We start from the raw sequence: 25,198 nt of genomic DNA, 5'->3' as shown, positions 1-25,198 counted from the left end.
CGTTTGGAAAACGCACTCCCCCGGCGGCCAAAGGTAAAGGATTCATGAAATTCTTTTAGGTACGCGGCCGAAATGTCACGCACCGAGCACACATCGAATCTGTGCACAGATTCAAAATCTTGCCGAAGCGGAATTGATTAGTTGCCTGTTTCATCCGCGCTCGAGGCGAAATCTTCACCCTCCCCTCGGAATCATATCCATTGCAGCGGAGGAGCCGTCGTGGTTTTCATAGTCCACCCGCGACGCCCACGGCTCTTCAGATCAGAGCGGTTTGAGAACCAAGGGCGGACATGCAAATCGGCGGCGGTATGCATGTTGGTGGCTTTTCCAAATGACGGTCGAACTGCAACTCATAGCAATATGAGGCTGGCGAAGCCGTGTCTGAATTCATGTGGATGCCTTCGCGATGCGAGTGGCTTCCGGGCGAACGACGACATCGGCGATCCTGCGGCTGACGAACGCGGTCTTGGATAGCATCGAGACGGGTCTTGTTTTGGCGACGTCTGGCCGCGCGCGAGCGCGGCGAGAGGGGGAGGTTTCATGAGCACCGAATTCGACGTATCATTCGAACCTGCCGATCTTCCGGTCGAATTCTCCGCGATCGCGGGACATTCGTTTTTCAATGGTCGTTGCTGCGCTCATGCTCCGGTCTATCCGTCGAGTCCTCCACTGAGCTGATCCTTATTTCCATCTCTCGTCGGCCCTGATCTGACGTCGGCTACTTCAGCCGAAACGGAAGAGCATTGGCCGAAATCGTCTCGCTGGTCGCAGCGACGGCGTGAGCCGTCATGGCTCGCCGCTGCGATGGCCCGTCACTCTGGAACTGAAAAGCTGCTGAAATGTCGAACATGGAACAGGAACGCTGGTCACGCGTGAAGGGCCGCTTGCGCTCGAGCGTCGGGGAGGACGTCTATTCGAGCTGGTTCGCGCGGTTGGATCTCGAAAGCGTTCAAGACGAGAGCGTGCACCTGTCGGTGCCGACCCGGTTCCTGAAGAGTTGGATTCAGACGCACTACTCCGACAAGGTACTGTCGTGCTGGCAGGCTGAAATGCCGGAGGTCAATCGCATCGATCTCACCGTACGATCTCCGGTGCGTTGTGCGACGCCCGCCAAGGACGTCCCGGCGCCGGTCGAGAACCGTCGCGACGAACAGCGGCCGGCTGGCGAGCGTGGCAATGGCGCCGCACCGGTGTCGGCCAATCACGACGCGCTCGGCGGCTCGCCGCTCGATCCGCGCCTGACGTTTGCGAGCTTCGTCGTCGGCCGTTCCAATACGCTGGCGCATGCCGCCGCCAAGCAGGTGGCCGAAGGCCGCCGCGGCGATCCGGTGATGTTCAACCCGCTGTACATTCACTCCGGCGTCGGTCTCGGCAAAACCCACCTGCTGCAGGCGGTGACTTGGGCCGGCAATGCCGGCAACGAACGCAAGGTGCTGTATCTTACTGCCGAGAAGTTCATGTACGGCTTCGTCGCCGCGCTGAAGACGCAGACCTCGCTGGCATTCAAGGAAGCGCTGCGCGGCATCGACGTGCTGGTGATCGACGACTTGCAGTTCCTGCAGGGCAAGACCACCCAGGCCGAATTCTGTCACACCTTGAACGCGCTGATCGACGCGGGCCGGCAGGTCGTGGTCGCCGCCGACCGACCGCCGTCTGATCTGGAAAGCCTCGACGAGCGGGTGCGCTCGCGTCTTGCCGGCGGCCTCGTGGTCGAAATGGCACCGCTCGGCGAAGACCTGCGGCTCGGCATCCTGCGCTCGCGCGTGGTCGCGGCTCGCGCCCATCACGCCAGCTTCGACGTGCCGCAGCCGGTGCTCGAATATCTTGCGCGCGCCATCACCCATAACGGCCGCGACCTCGAAGGCGCGATCAACCGCCTGCTCGCGCATTCCAAGCTGAACAATCAGCCGGTGACGCTGGAAATGGCCGAGCACGAGGTGCGCGACCTGATCCGCCCCTCGGAGCCGAAGCGGATCAAGATCGAAGACATCCAGCGCATCGTCGCGCGGCAATACAACGTCAGCCGCTCCGACCTGCTGTCGTCGCGCCGGACCGCCAATGTGGTGCGGCCGCGCCAGGTCGCAATGTATCTGGCCAAGACGCTGACGCTCCGGTCGCTGCCGGAGATCGGCCGCCGCTTCGGCGGACGCGACCACACCACGGTGCTGCACGCGGTCCGCAAGATCGAAGGCTTGGTGTCCAAGGACACCAGCCTGTCGGACGAGGTCGAATCGCTGAAGCGCCAGCTTCAGGAATAAGCGAGACGGCAAGCAGCTACGGCTGGCACGATTTTCCGGCCCGAATGTCGGGGAAATTGAGGTGACGGCGGTCGCCCACTCTTGCGTCCGCCGCACAACCACGCCAACCTGCGACCCCCCGCGGGTCCGGGCGACCTTGCGGGTGCCAACTTGCCGCGGCGCCGCACGAGGCCGCCGGGCCTTTCCAATATAGCCGGCAGCTTCATCATACGATGCGGGCGCGGATCAGGCGGGTTTTGTAATGAAGGTCACGGTTGAACGCGCGCAACTGCTCAAGTCGCTGGGCCACGTCCATCGCGTGGTCGAGCGCCGCAACACTATTCCAATCCTCGGCAACGTGCTGGTTCGCGCCGAGAACGCGCAGCTCGCGCTGAAGGCCACCGACCTCGACCTCGAAGTCACCGAGACGCTGCCGGCCGAGACCGCGACCGCAGGATCGACCACGGTGCCGGCGCACATGTTCTACGACATCGTCCGCAAGCTGCCGGACGGTTCGCAGATCGTGCTGGAAAGCGACGGCGACCGTTCGGTGCTGGCGATCCGGGCCGGGCGCTCGCGCTTCACCCTGCAGACTCTGCCGGAAAGCGATTTCCCCGATCTCGCCGCCGGCGAGATGAGCCACGCCTTCAAGCTGCCGGCCTCGGACGTCAAGCGGCTGATCGATCGCACCCAGTTCGCGATCTCGACCGAAGAGACCCGCTATTATTTGAACGGCATCTATCTGCACACCGCGGCGAGCGCCACCACTCCGTCCCTGCGTGCGGTCGCCACCGACGGCCACCGGCTGGCGCAGCTCGACCTGACGCTGCCGAGCGGTGCCGACGGCATGCCGGGCGTGATCGTGCCGCGCAAAACCGTAAGCGAAGTACAACGGTTGATCGAAGACACCGAGGCCGAGATCGGCCTCGAATTATCGACCGGCAAGATCCGCTTCACGCTCGGCAATGTCGTGCTGACCTCCAAGCTGATCGACGGCACGTTCCCCGATTACGGCCGGGTGATCCCGCAGAACAACGACAAGGAACTTCTGGTCGACAAGAAGGACTTCGAGGCCGCGGTCGATCGCGTCTCGACGATCTCCTCCGAGCGCGGCCGTGCCGTGAAGCTGGCGCTGAGTGCCGGCAAGCTGGTGCTTTCGGTGACCAATCCGGATTCCGGCAGCGCCACCGAAGAGCTCGAGGTCGAATACGCCTCCGACCCGCTCGATATCGGCTTCAACTCCCGTTATCTGCTCGACATCGCTGCGCAGATCGAAGGCGAAGTCGCGGTGCTCAAGCTCGCCGACCCCGGCTCGCCGACACTGATCCAAGACCGCGATTCCAAAAACGCCCTGTACGTGCTGATGCCGATGCGGGTGTAATACGGGCCGCTTCAATAGCACCATCGTCGTCGCCCGGTTGGAGCCGAATTCGTCATTGCCGGGCTTGACCCGGCAATCCATCTTCTTCGTGTGACTCAAGCGTTGCGGCCAGCGAGACGTCGCAGGATCTCGACGATAATCTTGTCCGCTGGCGCGGACGCTGGATTGCCGGGTCAAGCCCGGCAATGACACCCTCATCATGACCCCCGCCCGCATCACCCGCCTGACGCTGACGCATTTCCGGAACTATCGGACCGCGTCGCTGTCGACGCAGCGCGATCAGGTCGTGCTGGTCGGCCCAAACGGCGCCGGCAAGACCAACTGCCTGGAGGCGATCTCGCTTCTGTCGCCGGGCCGCGGCCTGCGGCGAGCAAGGCTGGAAGAGGTCGCCGACCACGAAGGCGACGGCTCCTGGGCGGTGTCGGCGGAGGTCGAAGGCGCGTTCGGCCTGGCCACCCTCGGCACCGGCATCGAGCCGCCGCGGGGCGATGCGGCGACGACACGGCGCTGCCGCATCGACCGTGAACCGGTCGGCTCCGCGGCGGCTTTCGGCGACCATCTGCGCATGGTGTGGCTGACACCGGCGATGGACGGGCTATTCATGGGCGCAGCCTCGGAGCGGCGGCGGTTTTTCGACCGCCTGGTGCTGGCGATCGACAGCGGGCATTCGGCCCGCGTCTCTGCCCTCGACCGCAGCCTGCGCTCGCGCAATCGCCTCCTGGAAGACGTCCGCAACGCCGACTCGCATTGGCTCGATGCGATCGAACGGGAAACTGCGGAACTCGCAATTGCCGTCGCGGCGCAGCGTGGCCAGACCGCCACCAAGCTCGCCGCGATGCTCGATGCCCGCGGCGCCATTTCGGCGTTTCCGTCGGCGAAGATCATGCTGCACGGCTGGATGGAAAACGCGCTCGCGACCGAGCCGGCCACTGCGGTGGAAGACCGCTACCGCGCCATCCTGCGCGACAACCGCAGCCGCGACGCAGCCGCCGGCCGCACTCTCGACGGCCCGCATCTCACCGATCTCGAGGTGATCTACGCGCCCAAAGCGATGCCGGCGCGTGATGCCTCGACCGGCGAACAGAAGGCGCTCCTGATCGGCCTTGTGCTGGCGCACGCCCAGCTCGTCGCCGAAACCACCTCGATCACGCCCCTATTGCTGCTCGACGAAGTGGTGGCGCATCTCGATCCCGGGCGCCGCGCGGCCTTGTTCGCCGAGCTCGAAAGGCTCGGCGCACAGGTCTGGATGACCGGAGCCGACCCTCTGGCATTCGCCGAGATCGGCGCGGCGTCGGCGATTTTCGCGGTCGAGAACGGACGAATCACGCCTCGCCAGTGAGCTCCTGAAAGGTTCAACGAGGACGCTTGTGCCGGCCTTCGCAGCCGGCCTCGAATCGGCCTTCAGGGGCCTTGCAACGGCGCCAAAAATCCCCATTTCTTCAAGTGCTTGGATGCCGAGACTTTGCGCTGGTGACCAGCCTCCTTTCATGGCACAAAAGAACGCTTCGCTGCCAATGGCGCATGCCGATTCGATCGCAATCCTGAAGGTCCTTGCATGACTGAACCTGCCCGGCAGGCCTCTGCCGAATCCGTGCATCCCGTGCCGGCCGAATACGGCGCGGAATCGATCCGGGTGCTGAAGGGCCTCGATGCCGTCCGCAAGCGGCCGGGCATGTATATCGGCGATACCGACGACGGTTCCGGCCTGCACCACATGGTGTACGAAGTCGTCGACAACGCCATCGACGAAGCGCTGGCGGGCCACGCCACCGCGGTCGAAGTCGTCCTCAACGCCGACGGCTCGGTGACGGTGCGAGACGACGGCCGCGGCATCCCCGTCGGCATCCACAAGGGCGAAGGCATCTCGGCGGCCGAGGTCATCATGACCCAGCTTCACGCCGGCGGAAAATTCGACCAGAACTCCTACAAGGTCTCCGGCGGTCTGCACGGTGTCGGCGTCTCGGTGGTCAACGCGCTGTCGAGCAAGCTGATCCTGCGCGTCTGGCGCGACGGCAAGGAGCACTACATCGAATTCGCCCATGGCGACGCGGTAGCGCCGCTCAGCGTGGTCGGCGAAGCCAATGGGCGCCGCGGCACCGAAGTGACGTTCTACGCGTCGGCAGAGACCTTCACCAATGTCGAATACGACTTCGCGACGCTGGAGCACCGGCTGCGCGAGCTCGCCTTCCTCAATTCAGGCGTCAATATCCTGCTGTCCGACCTGCGCCACGCGGTCGAGAAGCGCGAAGAGATGCGCTACGACGGCGGCGTCACCGAGTTCGTGAAGTATCTCGACCGCAACAAGAAGCCGATCGTGCCGGTGCCGATCGTGGTCGGCGCCGACCTCAACGGCATCACCGTCGAAGCCGCGCTGTGGTGGAACGATACGTACCACGAGAACGTGCTTTGCTTCACCAACAACATCCCGCAGCGCGACGGCGGCACGCATCTGGCCGGCTTCCGTGCCGCGCTGACGCGCCAGCTCACCGGCTACGCCGACAACAACGCCAAGAAGGAAAAGGTGGCGCTGACCGGCGACGATTGTCGCGAAGGCCTCACCGCGGTGCTGTCGGTGAAAGTGCCGGACCCGAAATTCTCGTCGCAGACCAAAGACAAGCTGGTGTCCTCGGAAGTGCGGCCGGTGGTCGAGAACGTGCTCAACGAAGCGCTCGCCGCCTGGTTCGAGGAACATCCGGCCGAGGCCAAGACCATCGTCGGCAAGGTGATCGAGGCCGCCGCCGCGCGTGAAGCCGCGCGCAAGGCGCGCGAGCTGACTCGGCGCAAGGGCGCGCTCGACATCGCCTCGCTGCCCGGCAAGCTCGCCGACTGTCAGGAACGCGACCCGTCGAAATCCGAACTGTTCATCGTCGAGGGTGACTCGGCCGGCGGCTCCGCCAAGCAGGGCCGCAACCGCGAATTCCAGGCGGTGCTGCCGCTGCGCGGCAAGATCCTGAACGTCGAGCGCGCCCGCTTCGACAAGATGCTCTCGTCCGAACAGATCGGCACGCTGATCACCGCGCTCGGCACCGGCATCGGCCGCGACGATTTCGACCTGTCCAAGCTGCGCTACCACAAGATCATCCTGATGACCGACGCCGACGTCGACGGCGCGCACATCCGAACGCTGCTGCTGACGTTCTTCTTCCGGCAGATGCCGGCGCTGATCGAGGGCGGCTATCTCTACATCGCGCAGCCGCCGCTCTACAAAGTGACGCGCGGCAAGTCCGAGCAATATCTGAAGGACGAGCGCGCGCTCGAAGATTATCTGATCGCGACCGGGCTCGACGATTGCGCCTTCAAGCTCGCCAACGGCGAAGTGCGCGGCGGACGCGACCTGCTGGCGCTGGTCGAGGATGCGCGCGCGATCCGCTCGACGCTGCACAATCTGCACAGCCGCTACAATCGTTCCGTGGTCGAACAAGCGGCGATCGCCGGCGTGCTCAGTCCGCGCATCACCACCGACATCGCGACCGCGAACGAGGCCGCCGCGTATATCGCGCGTCGGCTCGACGCGCTGGCCGATGAAGTCGAACGTGGCTGGGTCGGGCACTTCACGGAAGGCGAGGGCTTCCGGTTCGAGCGCACCGTGCGCGGCGTCAAGGAGGTCGCGGCGATCGACGACGCGCTGCTCGGCTCTGCGGACGCCCGCAAGCTCGACGAGTACGCGGCCGTCCTCCAGGAAGTGTATCCGCGTCCCGGCGTGCTGCGACGGAAGGAGGCCGAAACCGCGATCCACGGCCCGATCAGCCTGTTCGAGGCGGTGACCGACGCCGGCCGCAAGGGTGTGGCGCTGCAGCGCTACAAAGGCCTCGGCGAGATGAACCCGAACCAGCTCTGGGAGACCACGCTCGACACCAACGCCCGCTCGCTGCTGCAGGTGAAGGTGCGCGAGGTCGACGAGGCCGACGACATCTTCACCAAGCTGATGGGCGATGTCGTCGAACCGCGCCGCGAGTTCATCCAGGAGAATTCGCTGAACGCCACAGTGGACGTGTAGCAGCCTCGCTACGCGGCCTGCCCTGCCTTCAGGACGCCGCGACGGATCTGGTCTTCTTCGATCGATTCGAACAGCGCCTTGAAGTTGCCTTCGCCGAATCCGTCGTCGCCCTTGCGCTGGATGAATTCGAAGAAGATCGGGCCGATCGCATTGGCGGAGAAGATCTGCAGCAGCACCTTGGTCTGGCCGCCATCGACGACGCCTTCGCCGTCGATCAGGATACCGTTCCTCGTCAGCCGGGCGACGTCTTCGCCGTGCTTCGGCAACCGCGCGTCGACACGCTCGAAGTACGTCTCCGGCGGCGACGGCATGAACGGCAGGCCGCTCGCCCGCAAGCCTTCGACGGTGCGATAGATGTCGCGGCAGCCGCAGGCGATGTGCTGAATGCCCTCGCCGCGATACAGGTTGAGATACTCTTCGATCTGGCCGGAATCGCCGGCGTCCTCGTTGATCGGAATCCGGATCTTACCGTCTGGGCTGGTCAGCGCCCGAGAGAACAGCCCCGACGCCCGCCCCTCGATGTCGAAGAAGCGGATCTGCCGGAAGTTGAACAGCTTGGCATAGAAACCGGTCCAAACGTCCATCCGGCCGCGATGGACGTTGTGGGTCAGGTGATCGATGTAGTAGAGGCCGGTGCCGGCGGGACGGGCGTCACGGTCGCCGACCCACTCGAATTCGGCGTCGTAAGCAGAGCCCTTCGCGCCGTAGCGATCGACGAAATACAGCAGGCTTCCGCCGATACCCTTGATCGCCGGAACGTCGAGCGTCGCCTGCTCCGCCGTGACGCCGGCCGGTTCGGCGCCGAGTGCGATCGCACGCTCATAGGCCTGTTTGGCATCGACCACGCGAAACGCCATCGACGGCGCGCACGGACCGTGCGCAGCGACGAAGTTGGTGCCGTGAGTGCCGGGCTGCTCGTTGACCAGATAGTTGACGTCGCCCTGGCGATAGACCGAGATCGCCTTGCGGCGATGCTTCGCCACCAGGGCGAAGCCCATCAGCTTGAACAGAGCGTGGAGCTGCGCCGGATCGGGATGAGCGAATTCGACGAACTCGAAGCCGTCGGTGCCCATCGGATTGTCAGCGGTGATCGTCGCCGGCTGCGCATCGTGCGGAAATGGTCCCATTGACGGCTCCTCCTCGAGATTGGCTTTGGCGGCATCATCGGCCCGCCGACGCGCAATGAGCGTGCAAATGCGAGCCGTTCGCGCTAGCATGTGCACGATCCGTGCATGAATGAGAGCTTTTGCGCATGATGTCCGTCGACGCCTTCGACCTGAAGATCCTGACAGCGCTGCAGGACGACGGCCGCCTGACCAATCAGGAGCTGGCGGACCGGGTGCAGTTGTCGCCGTCGCAGTGCTCACGGCGGCGGATGCGGCTGGAGCAGGACAACATCATCACCGGCTATCGGGCCGAGCTGGCCGGCGACGCGCTCGGGTTCGGCGTCGTCGCCTTCATCCAGATCACGCTAGCGACGCACTCGCCGGGCAACGCCGAGAAATTCCGCTCGCTGATCCGCCGGATCGATGAAGTGCAGGAAGCCTATTCGCTGACCGGCGACGCGGACTACGTCCTCAAGGCCGTCCTGCGCGATCTCAAAGGCCTGTCCGATCTGGTCAACAACGTGCTGATGCCGCACCAGAGCGTCGCACATGTGCGCTCCTCGATCGTGCTCGATCGTCTCAAGGAAAGCGCAAGGCTGCCGCTGAAGCAGCTTGTGACCGGCTGAACGGCCGAACCTTCACGGCAGCTCGCAAACGTTCTCCGGCGCAGCGGGCGCGCGTCGATCAGCTCCGCGGAATCGAAATCCGGCAGACAACGCCGGCGGCGTCGAACTCCAGTTTTGCGCCCCCGCTCCCGAGGCTGCGCGAGATCAGCGTCTGACCGAACCCGGAGCTTTGCGGCGGGGTCACCGGCGGGCCGTCGTGCTCGCGCCATTCGATCGTGAGCGCCTCGTCGTCGGCGGCGACCTGGCGCACCGCGATCCTGCCGGACGGGACCGACAGCGCGCCGTATTTCACAGCATTGGTGGTGAGCTCGTGAAATACCAGACCGAGCGACACCGCGGTCCTGGCTTCCACTGCGATATCGAGCCCCTCCGTCAGGATGCGGCCGCTGGACAGCGACGCGAACGGCGCCAGTTCGGCGGCGAGCACGTCGCGGATCTGCAGGTTCTGCCACGAGGCGTTCGACAGCAGCGTATGGGTCGCCGCCAGCGCCTGAATCCGGCCGGTGAACGACTTCTGAAACTCCTCGATGGTGCGCTCGTGCGCGGCCGTGCGAGCGCAGATCGCCATCACCATGGTCAGCGTATTCTTCACCCGATGGTCGAGTTCGCCCATCAGCAGCGCTTGGTGCCGCTCGGCAGTTTTGCGCTGCGACAGATCGACCAGCGTCACCACGCAGCCCTGGGTCCGCTCGCCCGAAACCAACAGCGGGCCCGCGCTGATCATCACGTCGGTGATCGCGGCCGACGGCGTGCGCACCGCGGCCTCCAGCCCCTGCACCGGAAGGCCGGCGGTCGCCATCGTGACGATGTCGTCGCTGCTCATCAGCTCGGAGGCTTCGGGGAAACTGAGCGCGATCGCCTCGGCGAAGGTCTTGCCGACCGGCGCCTCGGCGCAGATCCGCATCGCCGCGCCGTTGAGATGGGTAACGCGGCCGGCTCGATCGCAAACGATCACCGCCTCGTTGGCCGAAGCCAGAATGGCACGCGCGAGCCGCTCGGACTCGCGAGCCGCTGCGGCCTGCTCGCGCTCGCTGATATCGGTGAAGGTGACGGCGGCGCCCTGAACGATGCCGAACTCCAGCGGCGTCCCGGTGAGCAGCATGCTGCGCTCGACGTTGCCGACCCGCAGATGGATCTCGGCCGACTGCCGCTGCTGCTGCGCTTGCGCCAGCAGGCCTCGGAACGCCGCCTGGTTGACCGGATCGAGCAAGTCGATCAGCGCCGGCGCAGTCAGCGAGCCGTGCGCGCAATCGAGCAGCGTGCACAGCGCCTGATTGGCATACAGCAACTGGCCGTCCTGATCGAACGCTGCGGCGCCCACGTCCATCGCTTCCATGAAAGTGCGATAGGACTGGCCGCCGCCTTCGAGCGTGAACACCTGCTCGGCGTCGGCGCCACGCACCACGACGGCGTCGATTTCTCCGTCGCGGATCGCCCGCAATGTCTCCTCGGCCTCCTCCAGCCGGGCTTCCAGTTCTGCCCTGCTCAGCGCCGAGATCGCCGACGTCACGAGGACGACTCCTCCACCGCCAGATGCACCAGCACTTTCGGCGTGTCGGAGAGGTCGCCGATGATCTTGCGGATCGGCACCGGCAGCTCCTTGACCAGGGTCGGGATCGCGACGATGCCGTGCTCGCGAGCGAGCTGGGGCGACTTCTTCAGATCGATCACCTCGACCTTGTACTTTCCGGCGAGATGTTCGGAGCAGATCTTCTCGAGATTGCGGATCGCCGCGAGCGATTTGGGCGTTTCTCCGGCGACATAGAGCACCAGCTTGATCGGATCAGCCATGGGTCGCGCCTCTACTCCGTGCCACCGGCCGGACCGGCAACGCCCCGGCTCCGCGCCATCTCGTTCGCATCGCGTTCACTCTGCGCGCGATAGCTGGCTTCAACTGTCATCAGCCGCTGCAACTCGGCTTCGTCGGCCGCAAGATCGGCCTGCAACGTATCGATCTGCGCGAGCGCGCGCCTCCGGCGCTGCTCGATCTGGTCCTGCAGCCGCGCCAACTCGGTGTGGCGCTCGTTCTCGGCGCGGCGCGCTTTGGCCTCTTCGGCCCGGCGCGCCGATCCGGTCACCGCGCCGCCGTCGCCGAGATACGGCGGCAACAGATGGATACCGTCGTTCGACATCACGAATTCGCGGACCTGGTTGGAATGCGCGATACCGCGCGCCTTCAGCAGGTAGAGCTCGCGATTGAACTCGCCATGCGCTTCGCGATTGAGTAGCAGAATCCAGGCATCCATCAGCGACGACAGGCCGGCTTCGGTCTCGGTTCGCGCCCCATGGGTCAGGTGCGTGAACACCCCGGTGATGCCGTTGGATTTCAGATAATCGACCATGCGCAGTAGCATCGACTGCACTTCGCCGATCTGTCCGCTTTCGGTGAACGCAGAGATCGGATCGAGCACCACGAGGTCAGGCTTGAAGCGTGCGACCTCGCGCAGCATCACCGCCAGGTGCATTTCCAGGCTGTAGAAGGTCGGCCGCGCCGCGATGTAGCGGAGCCGGTCGCTGCGCAACCAACCCTCGAGGTCGGTGCCGACCGATCTCATGTTGCGGACGGTCTGCGCCTCGGATTCCTCGAACGACAGGTACAGGGCCTTGTCGCCTCGCCGGCAGGCGGCGTCGACCATCATGCAGGCCAGCGAGCTTTTGCCCGAACCGGCAACACCGCTGATCAGTACGCTGGTGCCGCGAAAGAACCCGCCGCCGGACATCATCGCGTCGAGGTCGGCGACGCCTGTCGAAATCCGGTCCTCAGAGACCTTGTGAGCAAGCCCGAGCGACGACACCGGCAGCACGCTGAAGCCGTCTTCGTCGATCAGAAACGGATACTCGTTGGTACCATGCGCGGTACCACGATACTTGACAATCCGGAGCCGGCGGGTCGAGATCTGACTATCAACCCGGTGATCGAGCAGGATCACGCAATCCGAGACGTATTCCTCAAGCCCCTGCCGGGTCAGCGTGCCGTCGCCGCGCTCGCCGGTGATAACCGCCGTCAGCCCCTTCTGCTTCAGCCAGTCGAACAGCCGCCGGATCTCGGCGCGCAGCACGGCGGGGTTCTGAAACGCCGAGAAAAGGCTCTCGATGGTGTCGAGCACGATGCGCTTGGCGCCGATCTGATCGACGGCGAACTCCAGCCGCAGGAACAGCGCTTCCAGATCGTAATCGCCGACTTCGGCAACCTCGGTCGGGTCGATCGCAATGTGCTCGATCAGAATCCGCTCCTGATCGATCAGCCCCTGCAGATCGAAGCCGAGCGAAGCGACGTTGTCGACGATATCGACCGGACGCTCTTCGAATGTCACGAACACGCCGGGCTCGCCGTAGAGCCGCGCGCCGTTGATCAGGAAGGTCGATGCGAACAACGTCTTGCCGCAGCCCGCCGAACCGCAGACCAAACTCGGACGCCCGGAAGGCAAGCCACCGAGGGTAAGATCGTCGAAGCCTTCAATACCCGTGGGGGCCTTGGTAATGCCGTCGGTCATCACTGCACAAATCGTTTTGCGATTTGTAGGAGAACTGCAAGTCGCTGCCTAGAGGACGGAAGGCGAAAATCCCGTGGACGGGCACAGGAACAACTCCAGGCGATCGGCGTTCCCGCGGCCTGCTCCGCCCGTCTGTCCAACTAACTTGACGCCGTCAGGGTCTTGAGGGTGTCCCTGTCCCGAAGCCGACCACAGCCCGGCCAGCACAATCCGCCCCGGCTGACGATCTCGCCACACCGGCCAAGGCCGCGATAGGCCTCTTAGCCAGGCATCAGGCGGAAGCCGACCAAGGCGCCGCAACCGTCTCGGGATTCGGAAAACCTGCTACCGGACGAGCGAACAAATCAATCAATTAGGGTACAGGCATTGCCGGCACCGGCAGTGCCGTCACCGACTTGATCTTCTCCATCGCAAAGCGCGAGGTGACGTTCTTCAGCGGCACGGTGCCGATCAGCTTCTTGTAGAAATGGTCATAGGCGCGCATGTCGGCAACGACGACCCGCAGCATGTAGTCGACGTCGCCGGCCATCCGATAGAATTCGATCACTTCCGGCATCGCGCTGACCGCATCGGCAAAGGTCTGCAGCCAGGCATCGGAATGGTCGCCGCTCTCGATCGAGACGAACACCGACAACCCCAGCCCGATCTTGTCCTGATCGACCAGCGCCACCCGCTTGGTGATGACCCCGTCGGCTTCCAAGCGTTGAATGCGCTTCCAGCACGGCGTCGAGGACAATCCGACCCGGTCCCCGATCTCGGCGACCGACAACGAAGCATCCTGTTGCAGAACGGCTAGAATTTTTCGGTCGATGGCGTCGAGCCGCCGGCTGGGCTCGGCGGAGGCGCTCTCGATATCGGCCATGTCAGAGAACTTTCTTCCAAGAATGACGTTTCACGGCATCATACTTGGAATGAAATTTCCCGCAAGCCGAAGTTCCGCGCCACCCGAGTGCTCGCAAGACAGACCTCGACCGATCCGCAGCAGCACACCGGATGACGGCAGACCGTCAGGCCACGCGCAGTTTGGGGCTGCGACCGCTGCTGCAGCTCTCGAGATGGCGCGTTGCGGCCTTCTGGGCGTCGCCGGGCGAGCGGAAGCCTTGGCCTTCGAGCCCGGAAAAGTCGTCGCACGCGGAATGGAAGCGGAAGCTGCGGCCGTCGCGCACCACGATGCCTGCGGCGCGTGAATCGACTTCGATGATGAAGGCATGGGACATGGCGGCACTTCTCTGGTCGGCGACTCGCTCGGTCGAGCGGCACGCCGGCCTGATAGCCGCGCACTGTATCAGGCAGATGAAGCGCGCTTAAATCTTTGATCTTACTTCGATCTGCCGAGCCGAGGGGAACCGGCGGATCAGCAGCAGGACATCGGCGGAAACGCCGGCTGAAGCTTGCGGAGCGCCCGATAGAACCGCGCGAACCAGCGGCGCGGCCAGGGCTGGGCTTGCAGCCAGCGCTCCTGGACGTCGTCATCGGGCTCGATCGGCGCCCCTGCCTCGACGGTCGCGGGGGGCGCCTCGGTGGCAGGCGCCGCGGGCTTCGCCGGCGCCTCGAACGCAGCCGCGATGCGCGGCCGGTCGTCGTAAGTGAGCATCGCCATGTCAGCCTCGCTTGTCTGCCGGCGCCTCGGCCGGCGGTGGCAAGGGCGGATCGTCGTCGGCGATGGCTCGCCAGGCGGCTCCGTCGAGATCTTCATATTGGCCGCTCTTCAGCGACCAAAGAAACGCAATCAGCCCGACCAGGCCGAGGCCGAGTGCCAACGGCACCAGAATGACCATCACTTCCATCGTGCGCCTCCCCGGCGGACGCGGCGCGCCCGCATCGCGTTCAGCATCACCAGGAGCGACGAGCCGGACATTGCAAGCGCCGCGATCAGCGGCGTGGCATAGCCGGCGATCGCGATCGGCACCGCCAGCATGTTGTAGCCGACGGCCAACCCAAGGTTCTCGCGCATCACGGTCATCGCCTTCCGCGAATAATCCACGGCAGCCAGCACCGGAGCGAGTTCCTTGCCGAGAAACACGAGATCGGCGGTGGCCTGGCTGAGATGCGTGGCGCTGATCGGCGACATCGAGACGTGCGCGGCCGCGAGCGAGGGCGCGTCGTTCATGCCGTCACCGACCATCATCACAATGCGGCCCTGCCTCTTGAGCGCCTCGATGTGCGCGATCTTTTCCGAAGGCGTGACGCCCGCACGCCACGCACCGACGCCGAGCACGTCGGCGGCATGGCGCACCGCCGGCTCACGGTCCCCGGACAACAACTCCACCGCGATGCCGCGGTTGCGGAGCGCGTCGATCGTCTTGGCCGCATCCGGCCGCAGCAACTGCCGCACCGCAAACACGACCCGCTGCTCGCCGCGGCTGAACGCAACCACCGAGACTTCGGGATCTTCGCTGAGGATCTGATTGGCTTCGGCATCGGCGCCGCAGAAGGCTGGACTGCCGAGGCGCAGCTCTTCGCCGCCGAAGTCGACGCGAACGCCGCGTCCGGGTTCTTCGACCACACCCGCAAGCGGCGACTTGGCCTGCGCCGAACGCGCCACGGCCGCGGCCACCGGATGATGGCTGGCGAGCGCGAGCCTGCCGGCGAGTTCGAACACACCGGGCGGCACGCTGCCGGCGTTGACGACGTCGAGTTCGGGAAGCGTCAGCGTCCCGGTCTTGTCGAACACGATGGTGTCGACGGACGCGGCCCGCTCGATCGCGTCTCCGGCGTTGAGCAGAACGCCGGCCCGGAACATCGCACCGGAGGCGACCGTCTGCACGGCCGGGATCGCCAGGCCGAGCGCACAAGGACAGGTGATGATCAGCACCGCGATGCCGATCACGATGGCATCGTGCCAGCTGGCGCCGGCCAGCACCCAACCGACGATGGTCAGCAGCGCGGCGGCATGGACGACCGGCGCATACAGGCGCGAGGCGCGATCGGCGAGCTGTACATAGCGCGAGCGCGCCTGCAGCGCATGATCGAGCAGGCGCGTGATCTCGGACAACAGCGTGCCTTCCGCGGCCGCAGCCACCCGCACCCGCAGCGTCCCGGAGATATTGAGAGTGCCGGCGTAGACCTGCGTGCCGCGTTCGGCCGGCACATGCAGCGTTTCACCGGTGATCAGGCTCTGGTCGATTTCGGACCGCCCATCGACCACGGTGCCGTCCACCGCGCAGCGTTCGCCCGGCCGCAGCAACACGATGTCGCCGGATCGCACGGCGGCGATCGGCACCTCGGCGATCTCGTCGGGGCCGACGAACTTGGTCGCGGTCTCCGCCTTCAGAGCGGCGAGGTTACCGGCGACGGCGCGGGTCTTCTGCCGCATTTTCTGGTCGAGGAAGCGCCCCGCCAGCAGAAACGCGATCAGCATCACGGCGGCGTCGAAGTACGCGTGCTCGGCGTGATTGATGGTCTCGACCAGCGACATGCCGAGCGCGAGCGTGATGCCGATCGTGATCGGCACGTCCATGTTGACGCTCTTGGCCTTCAGCGCACGAAAGGCCGACTGGAAGAATGGCTGCCCCGCATAGGCCGCGCACGGCAGCGCCACCAGCGCCGAGAGCCAATGGAAGAAGTCGCGCGCCTCGGGGCTGAGATCGCCGCCGTACCACACCGGCACCGACAGCATCATCACGTTCATGGTGGCGAAGGCGGCGACGCCGAGGCAGCGCAGCAGATACTTGCTGCGCTCGGCCTCTTCGACTTCGGCCCGCACCGGCTCGTATGGGTAGGCCTTGTAGCCGAGCTCGGCGAGCCGATCGATGAACTGGCCGGGCTCCAGCGTGCTGTCCTTGGTCCACTCCACCGCGAGCCGGCGATCGGTCAGATTGACGCGCGCCAGCGTCACATCCGGAATCGACTGCAGGCCGCGCTCGATCTTGGCCATGCAGCTCGCACAGTGGACGCCTTCGACGGCGAGGTCGAGATGAGCAATCCGGCCGTCGACGTCTTTGACGTAGTGTGAGAAGTCCCGCGTCTGCAGCATTCGGCGATCCTCGTCACGCCCGCCGGCTCGGCGTTCAGTTCAACATCAGCTTGTTCCTGGACAGGAACAGGCGAACCCCACCCTTGTCGCCTTCCAGGACAAGGTCCCAGCGGCCGGGCAGCACCCCATCGGCACCGCCGCGGTAGACGCCGGTGCTAATTTCCGCCAGCGTCACTTCGCGATCGAATTGCTTGTCCGAAGGACGTTCGAGCCGACCGAAGAAGTTCAGGCCTTCGATCGGCAGGCCGGCTTTGTCGCGGGCTTCGACCTGCAACACTGCGGCACCGTCGGGCTTGCGCTCGACTTTGGCGTCGACCTTCCAACCACGCTGGTCCTGATCGCGCGCCGCGGCAATCTCCCGCTCGTAAGCGAGACTGGCCGCATACGCGCTGTCGACCTCGGTGCCCGGCAAGGTCTTGATCGCCAGCGTCATCATCAGCCCGTTGACTCCGAACACGATGCCGAAGAACGCCACCAGGATCGCCAGGACGACTTTGCCGGTGAGCGGACGCGGCGATGATTTCGAACGGCTCATGATTCAGGCTCCGGTTCGGATCAGGGCGTGACGAAGACGTCCTTGGTGGAGGCGACCTCGCCGAGACCGATATCGGTGACATGGAACGTCACCGGCACCGAGTTCGGCACGTCGTCGCTGGAATTGGAGTCGACCAGGACTCGCAATTCAGTGGTGGTATCGCGACCCAGAATGATCATCGGCCGATCCGGCGTGATCGAATCCGCACCGACCACATGGATCACCGCGTTGGGCGGACCGTCGACGTCGACGGCGACGACCCGGTCGAATCCGCGCTTGTTGAGGAAGCGGATGGTGTAGCCGTTCCGGATCGAGCCATCGGACAATCGTACCGCGACCGGATTGCGGTCGTGCAGCACGTTGATGTCCAGCAAGGTCCGGTTCGCCAGCTTGTAGATCATCGCGCCGCCGATCGCGACGATGATCAGCGTGTAGATCACCGTTCGGGCCCGGATCGGCTTGAAGATCTCCGGCTTCCCTTCCATCCGGCGATGGATGTTGATGTCGTTGTCGTAGCCGATCAGCCGGGTCGGCCGACCGACCTTCTTCATCACGTTGTCGCAGGCATCGATGCACAGACCGCACTGGATGCAGTCGAGCTGCGGCCCGTTGCGGATGTCGATGCCGGTCGGGCACACCGCGACGCACTGGTTGCAGTCGACGCAATCGCCGACCGGCTCGCCGATGGCACGGAGCTGCGCCGCTTTCTTGAGAGACGAACGCTGTTCGCCGCGGTCGTACTTATAGGTGACGTTGAGCGCCCACTCGTCGGTCAGCGCCGCCTGGATCCGCGGCCACGGGCACATGTAGACGCAGACCTGCTCGCGCATGAAGCCGGCCAGCGTATAGGTGGTGAAGGTGAGAATACCGATCCAGATGTACGCCACCATCGGGGCGTCGAACGTGACCAGCTCCTTGATCAGGGTCGGCGCGTCGGCGAAGTACAGCACCCATGCGCCGCCGGTCCACCACGCGATCATCAGCCAGATCGAGTGCTTGAGCGCCAGCTCCGCGGCTCGCTGCATCTTGAAGCCCTGGCCGGCCTTGCGCATCCGCTCGCGACGATCGCCCTCGACGAACCGCTCGACCGCGTAGAACAGGTCGGTCCAGACCGTCTGCGGGCAAAGGTAGCCGCACCACACCCGGCCACCGAGCGCGTTCATCAGGAACAGCACGACCGCGGCGACGATCAAAAGACCGGTGAAATAATAGATTTCCTGCGGCCACAACTCGATCGAGAAGAAATAGAAGCGGTTGTTGGCGAGATCGAGCAACACCGCCTGATCGGGCGCGCCGAGACCGCGGTTCCAGCGAACGAACGGCAAAAAGTAATAGATCCCGAGGCACACCGCCATCAGGATCCACTTGATGCGCCGGAACGGACCGGAGACGCTTTGCGGGAAGATTTTCTTCTGAGCGAGGTACAGAGGACCGTCGTCGTCCGGCTGCAAATCGGTCGCACGCAGGGGCTTGTTCATGGCGGGGGTTCTTTTCCCTTCTAACGTCGAGCGCAAGGTCAATTCCGGGCGCGCAGATCACAACCTCGCGTGTCCCCCAACACGCGGATCCTGCGCGCCCGCAAGCGGCGGCTATTTGCCGCCGCCGAGCGAGTGGACGTAGACCGCCATCGCCTTGATGGTGGTCGGATCGAGACGGCCGATCCACGCCGGCATCACGCCACCGCGGCCGTTGGTGATCGTCTCGATGATGGTGGCTTCGTCACCACCGTACAGCCAGATCTTATCGGTCAGGTTCGGCGCACCAAGCTCGGGATTACCCTTGGCATCCTCACCGTGGCAGGCGACGCAGTTCTCCGCAAAAACCTGCTTGCCCGCGGCCAAATCGACGCCCGGCCTGGTCGACAGGCCCGACAGCGAACGAACGTAGTTGGCGACTTCGACGATCTGCTCCTTGTTCAGCACGCCGTCCTTGCCGAAGGCCAGCATGTTGCCCATGTGGCCGTCGTCGTTGCCGGAGCGGGCACCGTACTTGATGGTCTTTTCGATCTGCTCGAGGCTACCGCCCCACAGCCAATCGTCGTCGTTCAGGTTCGGGAAGCCCTTGCCGCCGGCGGCGCCGGAGCCGTGGCACGGCGCGCAGTTGTCGCCGAACACCACTTTGCCCTTGGCGCGAGCCAGAGCCAGCAGCGCCGGATTCTTCTCGATCTCCTCGAGCGAGGCGCTCGCGAGCGCCTGCATCTTCTCGCCTCGCACCTGATTGAGCTTGGCGAGATCGACATCGAGTTCGGCACGCGACGAGTAGCCGAACAGGCCGTGGGTGTAGCCGTTCATCAGCGGCCAGGCCGGATACACGATGAAGTAGCCGATCGACCAGATGATCGTGGCGTAGAAGGTCCAGATCCACCACCGCGGCAGCGGCGTGTTCAGTTCCTTGATGCCGTCCCATTCGTGGCCGGTGGTGGCGGTGCCGGTAACCTTGTCGATTTCGGCGTGATGTGAGTGGTCAGCCATGGTCGTCTCAGTCCTCTCGCAGCGGCATCTGGGCGGCTTCGTCGAACGCCTTCTTGTTCTTCGGCCAGAGCGCATACGCCACGATGGCGACGAAGATGGCCATGAACAGCGGCGTCCACCATGTCGTGACCAGACTGGACGCGATGTTGTCGAAGTAGATGATCGCTTTCATGTCGCCGCCTCAGCGAAGATTGGCTTTTTCGTCGTACAGCTTGAAGTCGACCAGCGTGCCGAGCATTTGCAGGTACGAGACCAGCGCATCGAGCTCGGTCGGGTCGCCGCCCTGGCCGTCGAAGTTGCGCACCACCGCCTTGGGGTAACGCTTCAACAGATCGGCCGAGTCGGCACCGTCCGGATCGACCTGCGCCTTGGCGTCCGCGGCCGCCTTGGCGATGTCCTCGTCGGTGTAGGGAACGCCGAGAGTGCGGTTGGTCTTGAGATGGGCGGACAGGCTGGCGAGATCGACCTTGTTGTTGGCAAGGAAGGCGTAGTTCGGCATCACCGACTGCGGCACGATCGAACGCGGGTTCTTCAGATGCGCGACGTGCCAGTCGTCGGAGTACTTGCCGCCGACCCGCGCGAGATCCGGACCGGTGCGCTTGGATCCCCACTGGAACGGATGGTCGTACATCGACTCCGCGGCCAGAGAGTAGTGACCATAGCGCTCGATTTCGTCACGCAGCGGACGGATCATCTGCGAGTGGCAGAGGTAGCAGCCTTCGCGGATGTAGACGTTGCGGCCCGCGAGCTCGAGCGGGGTGTAGGGACGCATCCCATCCACCTTTTCGATCGTGCTCTTCAGGTAGAACAGCGGCGTGATCTCGACCAGGCCACCGATCGCGACGACGATCAGAATGCCGACGATCAGGACGACGGAGTTGGTCTCGAAGATTTTGTGCCGAGCCCAGATTGACATTTGTTGCTCTCCTTACTCGGCGGGCTGCAGGGCAGCTTGAGGCTGCGCCTCGGACCGTTCGCCGACGCGAACCGTCATCCAGAGATTGTAGGCCATGATCAGCGCGCCGATCAGGAACAACCCACCGCCGGCGGCACGAATGACATAGAAGGGGTGCATGGCCTCGACGCTCTCGATGAACGAGTATTCGAGGAAGCCGAGCGAGGTGTAGGCGCGCCACATCAGACCCTGAAGGATGCCCGACACCCACATCGCCGAGATGTAGAGAACGATGCCGAGGGTCGCGATCCAGAAGTGCCAGTTGACCAGGCGGATGCTGTAGAGCTGCTTACGACCCCACACCCACGGCACCAGGCAGTACAGCGCGCCGAAGGAGACGAAGCCGACCCAGCCGAGCGCACCGGAGTGAACGTGGCCGATGGTCCAGTCGGTGTAGTGGCTGAGCGAGTTGACCGCCTTGATGGCCATCATCGGACCTTCGAAGGTCGACATGCCGTAGAAGGCGACCGACACCACCATCATGCGCAGCACCGGATCGGTGCGGAGCTTGTCCCACGCGCCCGACAGCGTCATCAGGCCGTTGATCATGCCACCCCAGGACGGCATCCAGAGCATGATTGAGAACGTCATGCCGAGGGTCTGCGTCCAGTCCGGCAACGCCGTGTAGTGCAGATGGTGCGGGCCGGCCCAGATGTACAGGAAGATCAGCGCCCAGAAGTGGATGATCGACAGCCGATAGGAATAGACCGGCCGCTCCGCCCGCTTCGGGATGAAGTAGTACATGATGCCGAGGAAGCCGGCGGTGAGGAAGAAGCCGACCGCATTGTGGCCGTACCACCACTGGAACATCGCATCCTGAACGCCCGACCAGGCGATGTAGGACTTGGAGCCGAGGAAGCTGACCGGCAGCGTCGGGTTGTTGCCGAGATGCAGCACCGCAATGGTGATGATGAAGGCGAGATAGAACCAGTTGGCGACGTAGATGTGCGGCTCTTTGCGCTTCATCAGGGTCGCCAGGAACACCAGCAGATAGGTGACCCAGACGATGGTCAGCCACAGATCGGCGTACCATTCCGGCTCGGCGTATTCCTTCGACTGGGTGACACCGAGCAGGTAGCCCGTGCCGGCGATCACGATGAAGAAGTTGTAGCCGATCGCCACGAACCAGGGGGCGAGGTCACCGGCCAGGCGCGCCCGCGTCGTCTTCTGAACGACGTAGAACGACGTCGCCAGCAGCACGTTGCCGCCGAAAGCGAAGATCACCGCGGAGGTGTGCAGCGGCCGCAGACGACCGAAGTTCACCCATTGGGCGATATTGAGGCCGGGATAAGCCAGTTCCAGGGCGATATAGAGGCCGGCGCTGAAGCCGGCGATGCCCCAAAACATGGCCATGAAGGACATGAATTTGATCGGCCCCAAATTGTAATTCGGAGCACCGTTGATCTCCTGCGGCGGCAGCCCCGAACGGCTGCGGTGCCGGACGATAATCGCGAACACCGCCCAAGCGCTGAACGCGGCCGCGAGCGCGGAGTGAAATGCGAAGGGAGCATCGTGGGCGTAGATCGCCGCGTAGATGGACAGGATCGTGGTCAATGCGAACACGATCGTGAGACCACCCTCGCCAAGGGTGATCCGCTTCGAATTCAGGGCTTGATTCATCTGATCAATCTTTTCTTCGGCGGGCAGGTGGCTGCACCATCCCCGGTTTTGGGTCCGCACATTTGATCGAAATCAAAATGCCCAAATTTGCGCCACTGCGATGTGCGTTTTGTGCGGTGCGATCGACACCTTCTGCTTTTCGATGAAATGCCTCGAAATTGCAAGAACCATCGCGACTTGTCGCACCCCTCCTGGGCTACTTACGGGGAGGTCCCGATCGACGCTGCGGTGCGCTAGACGAAAGAATGAGGCAGCAATCAGCTAATGCCTTTCAATCGCGCAACCCAAGGCTGCAGGCCCTCAAAGGGACGTGATTTCGCGCTGCCGTTCGTAGGTTTTGAGGTGGGTGTAGACGACCCGCAGCTTGGGAATCGGGACGTTGCCGGCATCGCCCCTCGCGATCAGATCACCGATGACATGATCGGCCTCGATCCTGGCGCCCGCCTGGATGTCTCGGAACATCGAAGCGGTCAGCTTCGAGCCATCCGAGAGCATCATGGACCGGGTGCGTTCGACGGCAGCCTGGCGTGGCGGGTGACCCGCCATTGCCGCGATCGCGGCGATCTCGTCGAACACACCCATCATGAAATCGGCACCGCCGGGCGCAGCCAGAATGTCGCCGACCGCCCCCCGCATCAGCGAGGTCGACCCTGCGAGGGTCGCAAGAAAGACCCATTTCTCCCACATTTCCTGCGCAATCACCGGCGAGGCGTTGACGTCGAAATCGCAGCCGCCGAGCGCCGCGGAAATTTGAGCGACCCGCTCCGACATCGTGCCGTCGCGCTCGCCGAACGTGATCGCGCTCATCGGCGCGAGCTGGACGACGTGGCGCTGCGCATTGAGGGTCGCCGCGATGACGCACTGACCGCCGAGCACCCGGTCGCGGCCGAAGGCGGCGTCGAGCACCTCGAGATGCTTCATGCCGTTGAGCAGCGGCAGGATCGTGGTGCGGGGCCCGACGCCCGGCCGGAACGACGCAATCGCGTCGTCGAGGTCGAACGCCTTGCAGCTCAGCACCACCAGATCGTAGTCGGGCGTCAACGCCGCAGCCTGCACGGCGGGCGGATTGGGGATTGTCGCATCGCCGTGCGGGCTTCTGATCACCAGCCCGTCGCGCGCGAGTTCCGCCGCGCGGCCGGGCCGCACCAGGAACGTGACATCACGGCCGGCCTGCAACAGCCGCCCGCCGAAATAGCCCCCGATCGCACCCGCGCCGACGATCAAAACCCGCATCGCATCCTCCGAGATATTCGCGTGTCTTAGCCGGGTTGCGCAGCAGCCGCGAGCGGCGTAGCGGCATACCTCTCACCACTTCTCGCCGTAGGGGCGAATCTCCATCTCGAAGGTCCAGGCGCTCTTCGGCTGCTGATAGAGCTGCCAGTAGGCACCGGCGACCGCGGCCGGCGGCATCAATAGATCGGGATTGGCGAGCGCGTCCTTGCCGAACATCTGTTCGCGGCGCTCGCGCACCCAGGCGGTGTCGACGCCGGAGTCGATGATCAGATGCGCAACGTGGATGTTCTTCGGCATCAGTTCGCGCGCCATCGACTGCGCCACCGCACGCAGGCCGAACTTGGCCGAGGCGAACGCCGCGAACCCCGAACCGCCGCGCAAGGACGCTGTCGCGCCGGTGAAGAAGATCTTGCCCTGCCCGCGCGCCAGCATCAGCCGTGCCGACTCCCGACCCGACACGAAGCCGGCCCAGCACGCCATCTCCCAGACCTTGCGGAACACCCGGTCGGTCGTCTCCAGGATCGGGAAATTGACGTTGGCGCCGACATTGAAGATCGTCACCTCCAGCGGCGCGTGGGCGTCGGCGTCGTTCAGGAGCGCCGTCACCTCGTCCTCTTTGCGCGCATCCAGCGATCTGGCGACGATGCGGCCGCCCGCCGCTTCGATCTCCGCCACAAGCGGCGCCAGCTTGTCGCCGTTGCGCCGGCCGGCGAATACAGTGAAGCCCTCGGCGGCAAACTTCTTGGCGATCTCCGCCCCGATGTAATCGCCGGCTCCGATCACCGCGACGGTTGCGTTGCGTGGCTGCACGGGCGTCTCCTCGTATGAATTGTCGGGCGGTGGCGGCCCTCATCCCGAGGAGCGCGCCTCGCGCGCGTCTCGAAGGATAAGGTGGCACGGCGTCGGCCTCATGGTTCGAAACGGCGCGTTCCGCGCCTCCTCACCATGAGGGACCGGATCAGCTGTACATCTCTTCGACGTCGCGAAGCTGTTCCTTGCCGAAGAACATCTCCTTGCCGACGAAGAAGGTCGGCGAGCCGAAAGCGCCGCGCTGGACGGCGTCTTCGGTGTTGGCGATCAGCTTCGCCTTCACATCCGGCTCCTGCGCACGGGTCAGCAGCGCCTTGCCGTCGAGCCCGGTGGATGACAGCGCCGCGGCGGCGACCTCGAGATCGTCCATCTTCTTCGGCTCGACCCACATATGATGAAACGCGGCCTCGACATACTTGTCGAACACGCCGTCGAGCTGCGCCGCGACCGCGGCCCGCATCAGGTTGAGGGTGTTGACCGGGAAATGCGGATTCCACACATACGGCTTGACCGCGTAGCGCTTCAGGAAGCGCTCGGTTTCGACCGCGTGGAATTCGCGCTTGTTCTTGATCCCGGCCAGCGTCTCCGCCGGGGACTTGTTGTTGGTGGCCTTGAAGATGCCGCCGAGCAGCACCGGCACGTAGTCGAATTTGACGCCGATCCGCCGCTCGATCGCCGGGATCGCCTCGTGGGCCAGGAAGGCGTTGGGACTGCCGAAGTCGAACAGGAATTGCGGGGCGGGCTGGGTCATGGTTTC

The 25,198-nt window shown here is 64.5% G+C and carries 23 protein-coding genes; 5 read left to right on the top strand and 18 right to left on the bottom strand.

Features of this window, described 5'->3' with window-relative positions; all coding sequences use genetic code 11:
• Positions 1-839 precede the first annotated feature (839 nt).
• The 4 genes from dnaA (at position 840) to gyrB (ending at position 7,615) form a co-directional block, all read left to right on the top strand.
• Positions 840-2,258 (top strand): chromosomal replication initiator protein DnaA, encoded by a 1,419-nt coding sequence (gene dnaA, locus M9H71_RS11180; protein WP_455405096.1) that lies wholly within the window; start codon positions 840-842, stop codon positions 2,256-2,258.
• 241 nt (positions 2,259-2,499) lie between these two features.
• Positions 2,500-3,618 (top strand): DNA polymerase III subunit beta, encoded by a 1,119-nt coding sequence (dnaN, locus tag M9H71_RS11175; protein ID WP_455405095.1) that lies wholly within the window; start codon positions 2,500-2,502, stop codon positions 3,616-3,618.
• 199 nt (positions 3,619-3,817) lie between these two features.
• Positions 3,818-4,957, top strand: coding sequence for a DNA replication/repair protein RecF (gene recF, locus M9H71_RS11170; RefSeq protein ID WP_455405094.1), 1,140 nt, complete (start codon positions 3,818-3,820; stop codon positions 4,955-4,957).
• A 216-nt stretch (positions 4,958-5,173) separates the two neighbouring features.
• Complete coding sequence (gene gyrB / locus M9H71_RS11165; protein WP_455405093.1) at positions 5,174-7,615, top strand: DNA topoisomerase (ATP-hydrolyzing) subunit B; 2,442 nt, start codon at positions 5,174-5,176, stop codon at positions 7,613-7,615.
• Positions 7,616-7,623: 8 nt separating this feature from the next.
• On the opposite strand, the gene hppD is transcribed toward gyrB, so the two are convergent.
• On the bottom strand, positions 7,624-8,742 hold the full coding sequence (gene hppD / locus M9H71_RS11160; RefSeq protein WP_455405092.1) for a 4-hydroxyphenylpyruvate dioxygenase: 1,119 nt from the start codon (positions 8,740-8,742) through the stop codon (positions 7,624-7,626).
• Positions 8,743-8,867: 125 nt separating this feature from the next.
• On the opposite strand from hppD, the gene M9H71_RS11155 reads away from it, so the two are divergent.
• Entirely contained in the window at positions 8,868-9,347 is a 480-nt protein-coding gene (locus M9H71_RS11155) for an Lrp/AsnC family transcriptional regulator (RefSeq protein ID WP_455405091.1), read from the top strand.
• 58 nt (positions 9,348-9,405) lie between these two features.
• Here M9H71_RS11155 and M9H71_RS11150 read toward each other — a convergent pair whose 3' ends face one another.
• The 17 genes from M9H71_RS11150 to M9H71_RS11070 all read right to left on the bottom strand — a co-directional run bounded on the left by M9H71_RS11150 (position 9,406) and on the right by M9H71_RS11070 (position 25,192).
• A complete protein-coding gene (locus tag M9H71_RS11150) occupies positions 9,406-10,857 on the bottom strand; it encodes an HWE histidine kinase domain-containing protein (protein ID WP_455405090.1) in 1,452 nt (483 codons plus the stop codon).
• Positions 10,854-11,138 carry a circadian clock KaiB family protein gene (locus tag M9H71_RS11145; protein WP_455405089.1) on the bottom strand — a complete coding sequence of 95 codons (285 nt, stop codon included), beginning with the start codon at positions 11,136-11,138 and terminating at the stop codon, positions 10,854-10,856. Before M9H71_RS11145 ends, M9H71_RS11150 begins: the two co-directional genes overlap by 4 nt.
• 11 nt (positions 11,139-11,149) lie before the next feature.
• Positions 11,150-12,841, bottom strand: a complete 1,692-nt coding sequence (gene kaiC, locus M9H71_RS11140; RefSeq protein WP_455405088.1) for a circadian clock protein KaiC — start codon at positions 12,839-12,841, stop codon at positions 11,150-11,152.
• 352 nt (positions 12,842-13,193) lie between these two features.
• A complete protein-coding gene (locus M9H71_RS11135) occupies positions 13,194-13,703 on the bottom strand; it encodes an Lrp/AsnC family transcriptional regulator (RefSeq protein WP_455405087.1) in 510 nt (169 codons plus the stop codon).
• A 145-nt stretch (positions 13,704-13,848) separates the two neighbouring features.
• Positions 13,849-14,058, bottom strand: coding sequence for a hypothetical protein (locus M9H71_RS11130; RefSeq protein ID WP_455405086.1), 210 nt, complete (start codon positions 14,056-14,058; stop codon positions 13,849-13,851).
• Between the two features lie 137 nt (positions 14,059-14,195).
• Positions 14,196-14,441, bottom strand: a complete 246-nt coding sequence (locus M9H71_RS11125) for a hypothetical protein (RefSeq protein ID WP_455405085.1) — start codon at positions 14,439-14,441, stop codon at positions 14,196-14,198.
• 1 nt (position 14,442) lies between these two features.
• Positions 14,443-14,628 carry a cbb3-type cytochrome oxidase assembly protein CcoS gene (gene ccoS / locus M9H71_RS11120; protein WP_455405084.1) on the bottom strand — a complete coding sequence of 62 codons (186 nt, stop codon included), beginning with the start codon at positions 14,626-14,628 and terminating at the stop codon, positions 14,443-14,445.
• Positions 14,619-16,817 (bottom strand): heavy metal translocating P-type ATPase, encoded by a 2,199-nt coding sequence (locus tag M9H71_RS11115; RefSeq protein ID WP_455405083.1) that lies wholly within the window; start codon positions 16,815-16,817, stop codon positions 14,619-14,621. Before M9H71_RS11115 ends, ccoS begins: the two co-directional genes overlap by 10 nt.
• Positions 16,818-16,851: 34 nt before the next feature.
• On the bottom strand, positions 16,852-17,352 hold the full coding sequence (locus tag M9H71_RS11110; protein ID WP_455405082.1) for a FixH family protein: 501 nt from the start codon (positions 17,350-17,352) through the stop codon (positions 16,852-16,854).
• 20 nt (positions 17,353-17,372) lie between these two features.
• Entirely contained in the window at positions 17,373-18,830 is a 1,458-nt protein-coding gene (gene ccoG / locus M9H71_RS11105) for a cytochrome c oxidase accessory protein CcoG (protein ID WP_455405081.1), read from the bottom strand.
• Between the two features lie 111 nt (positions 18,831-18,941).
• Entirely contained in the window at positions 18,942-19,823 is an 882-nt protein-coding gene (gene ccoP, locus M9H71_RS11100; protein ID WP_455405080.1) for a cytochrome-c oxidase, cbb3-type subunit III, read from the bottom strand.
• A gap of 7 nt (positions 19,824-19,830) precedes the next feature.
• A complete protein-coding gene (locus M9H71_RS11095; RefSeq protein WP_455405079.1) occupies positions 19,831-19,995 on the bottom strand; it encodes a cbb3-type cytochrome oxidase subunit 3 in 165 nt (54 codons plus the stop codon).
• Positions 19,996-20,004: 9 nt separating this feature from the next.
• The gene (gene ccoO / locus M9H71_RS11090) at positions 20,005-20,739 is read right to left on the bottom strand and encodes a cytochrome-c oxidase, cbb3-type subunit II (RefSeq protein ID WP_455405078.1); all 735 of its coding nucleotides are present in this window, start codon (positions 20,737-20,739) and stop codon (positions 20,005-20,007) included.
• A 12-nt stretch (positions 20,740-20,751) separates the two neighbouring features.
• Entirely contained in the window at positions 20,752-22,398 is a 1,647-nt protein-coding gene (gene ccoN / locus M9H71_RS11085; RefSeq protein ID WP_455405077.1) for a cytochrome-c oxidase, cbb3-type subunit I, read from the bottom strand.
• A 300-nt stretch (positions 22,399-22,698) separates the two neighbouring features.
• Positions 22,699-23,631, bottom strand: coding sequence for a 2-dehydropantoate 2-reductase (gene panE / locus M9H71_RS11080; protein WP_455405076.1), 933 nt, complete (start codon positions 23,629-23,631; stop codon positions 22,699-22,701).
• 72 nt (positions 23,632-23,703) lie between these two features.
• The gene (locus M9H71_RS11075; RefSeq protein WP_455405075.1) at positions 23,704-24,441 is read right to left on the bottom strand and encodes an SDR family oxidoreductase; all 738 of its coding nucleotides are present in this window, start codon (positions 24,439-24,441) and stop codon (positions 23,704-23,706) included.
• A gap of 148 nt (positions 24,442-24,589) precedes the next feature.
• Positions 24,590-25,192: a DsbA family protein gene (locus M9H71_RS11070; protein WP_455405074.1), complete on the bottom strand. Its 603-nt coding sequence runs from the start codon at positions 25,190-25,192 to the stop codon at positions 24,590-24,592.
• Between the last annotated feature and the right edge of the window lie 6 nt (positions 25,193-25,198).

The organism is Rhodopseudomonas parapalustris, from assembly GCF_053772255.1.
This window is presented reverse-complemented; position numbering and strand designations above follow the sequence as displayed.

Excerpts from the sequence above, each read along its gene's own strand:
- dnaA (WP_455405096.1), top strand. The coding sequence starts at position 840 with ATGTCGAACATGGAACAGGAACGCTGGTCACGCGTGAAGGGCCGCTTG.
- dnaN (WP_455405095.1), top strand. The coding sequence starts at position 2,500 with ATGAAGGTCACGGTTGAACGCGCGCAACTGCTCAAGTCGCTGGGCCAC.
- recF (WP_455405094.1), top strand. The coding sequence starts at position 3,818 with ATGACCCCCGCCCGCATCACCCGCCTGACGCTGACGCATTTCCGGAAC.
- gyrB (WP_455405093.1), top strand. The coding sequence starts at position 5,174 with ATGACTGAACCTGCCCGGCAGGCCTCTGCCGAATCCGTGCATCCCGTG.
- hppD (WP_455405092.1), bottom strand. The coding sequence starts at position 8,742 with ATGGGACCATTTCCGCACGATGCGCAGCCGGCGACGATCACCGCTGAC.
- M9H71_RS11155 (WP_455405091.1), top strand. The coding sequence starts at position 8,868 with ATGATGTCCGTCGACGCCTTCGACCTGAAGATCCTGACAGCGCTGCAG.
- M9H71_RS11145 (WP_455405089.1), bottom strand. The coding sequence starts at position 11,138 with ATGGCTGATCCGATCAAGCTGGTGCTCTATGTCGCCGGAGAAACGCCC.
- kaiC (WP_455405088.1), bottom strand. The coding sequence starts at position 12,841 with ATGACCGACGGCATTACCAAGGCCCCCACGGGTATTGAAGGCTTCGAC.
- M9H71_RS11135 (WP_455405087.1), bottom strand. The coding sequence starts at position 13,703 with ATGGCCGATATCGAGAGCGCCTCCGCCGAGCCCAGCCGGCGGCTCGAC.
- M9H71_RS11130 (WP_455405086.1), bottom strand. The coding sequence starts at position 14,058 with ATGTCCCATGCCTTCATCATCGAAGTCGATTCACGCGCCGCAGGCATC.
- M9H71_RS11125 (WP_455405085.1), bottom strand. The coding sequence starts at position 14,441 with ATGGCGATGCTCACTTACGACGACCGGCCGCGCATCGCGGCTGCGTTC.
- ccoS (WP_455405084.1), bottom strand. The coding sequence starts at position 14,628 with ATGGAAGTGATGGTCATTCTGGTGCCGTTGGCACTCGGCCTCGGCCTG.
- M9H71_RS11115 (WP_455405083.1), bottom strand. The coding sequence starts at position 16,817 with ATGCTGCAGACGCGGGACTTCTCACACTACGTCAAAGACGTCGACGGC.
- M9H71_RS11110 (WP_455405082.1), bottom strand. The coding sequence starts at position 17,352 with ATGAGCCGTTCGAAATCATCGCCGCGTCCGCTCACCGGCAAAGTCGTC.
- ccoG (WP_455405081.1), bottom strand. The coding sequence starts at position 18,830 with ATGAACAAGCCCCTGCGTGCGACCGATTTGCAGCCGGACGACGACGGT.
- ccoP (WP_455405080.1), bottom strand. The coding sequence starts at position 19,823 with ATGGCTGACCACTCACATCACGCCGAAATCGACAAGGTTACCGGCACC.
- M9H71_RS11095 (WP_455405079.1), bottom strand. The coding sequence starts at position 19,995 with ATGAAAGCGATCATCTACTTCGACAACATCGCGTCCAGTCTGGTCACG.
- ccoO (WP_455405078.1), bottom strand. The coding sequence starts at position 20,739 with ATGTCAATCTGGGCTCGGCACAAAATCTTCGAGACCAACTCCGTCGTC.
- ccoN (WP_455405077.1), bottom strand. The coding sequence starts at position 22,398 with ATGAATCAAGCCCTGAATTCGAAGCGGATCACCCTTGGCGAGGGTGGT.
- panE (WP_455405076.1), bottom strand. The coding sequence starts at position 23,631 with ATGCGGGTTTTGATCGTCGGCGCGGGTGCGATCGGGGGCTATTTCGGC.
- M9H71_RS11070 (WP_455405074.1), bottom strand. The coding sequence starts at position 25,192 with ATGACCCAGCCCGCCCCGCAATTCCTGTTCGACTTCGGCAGTCCCAAC.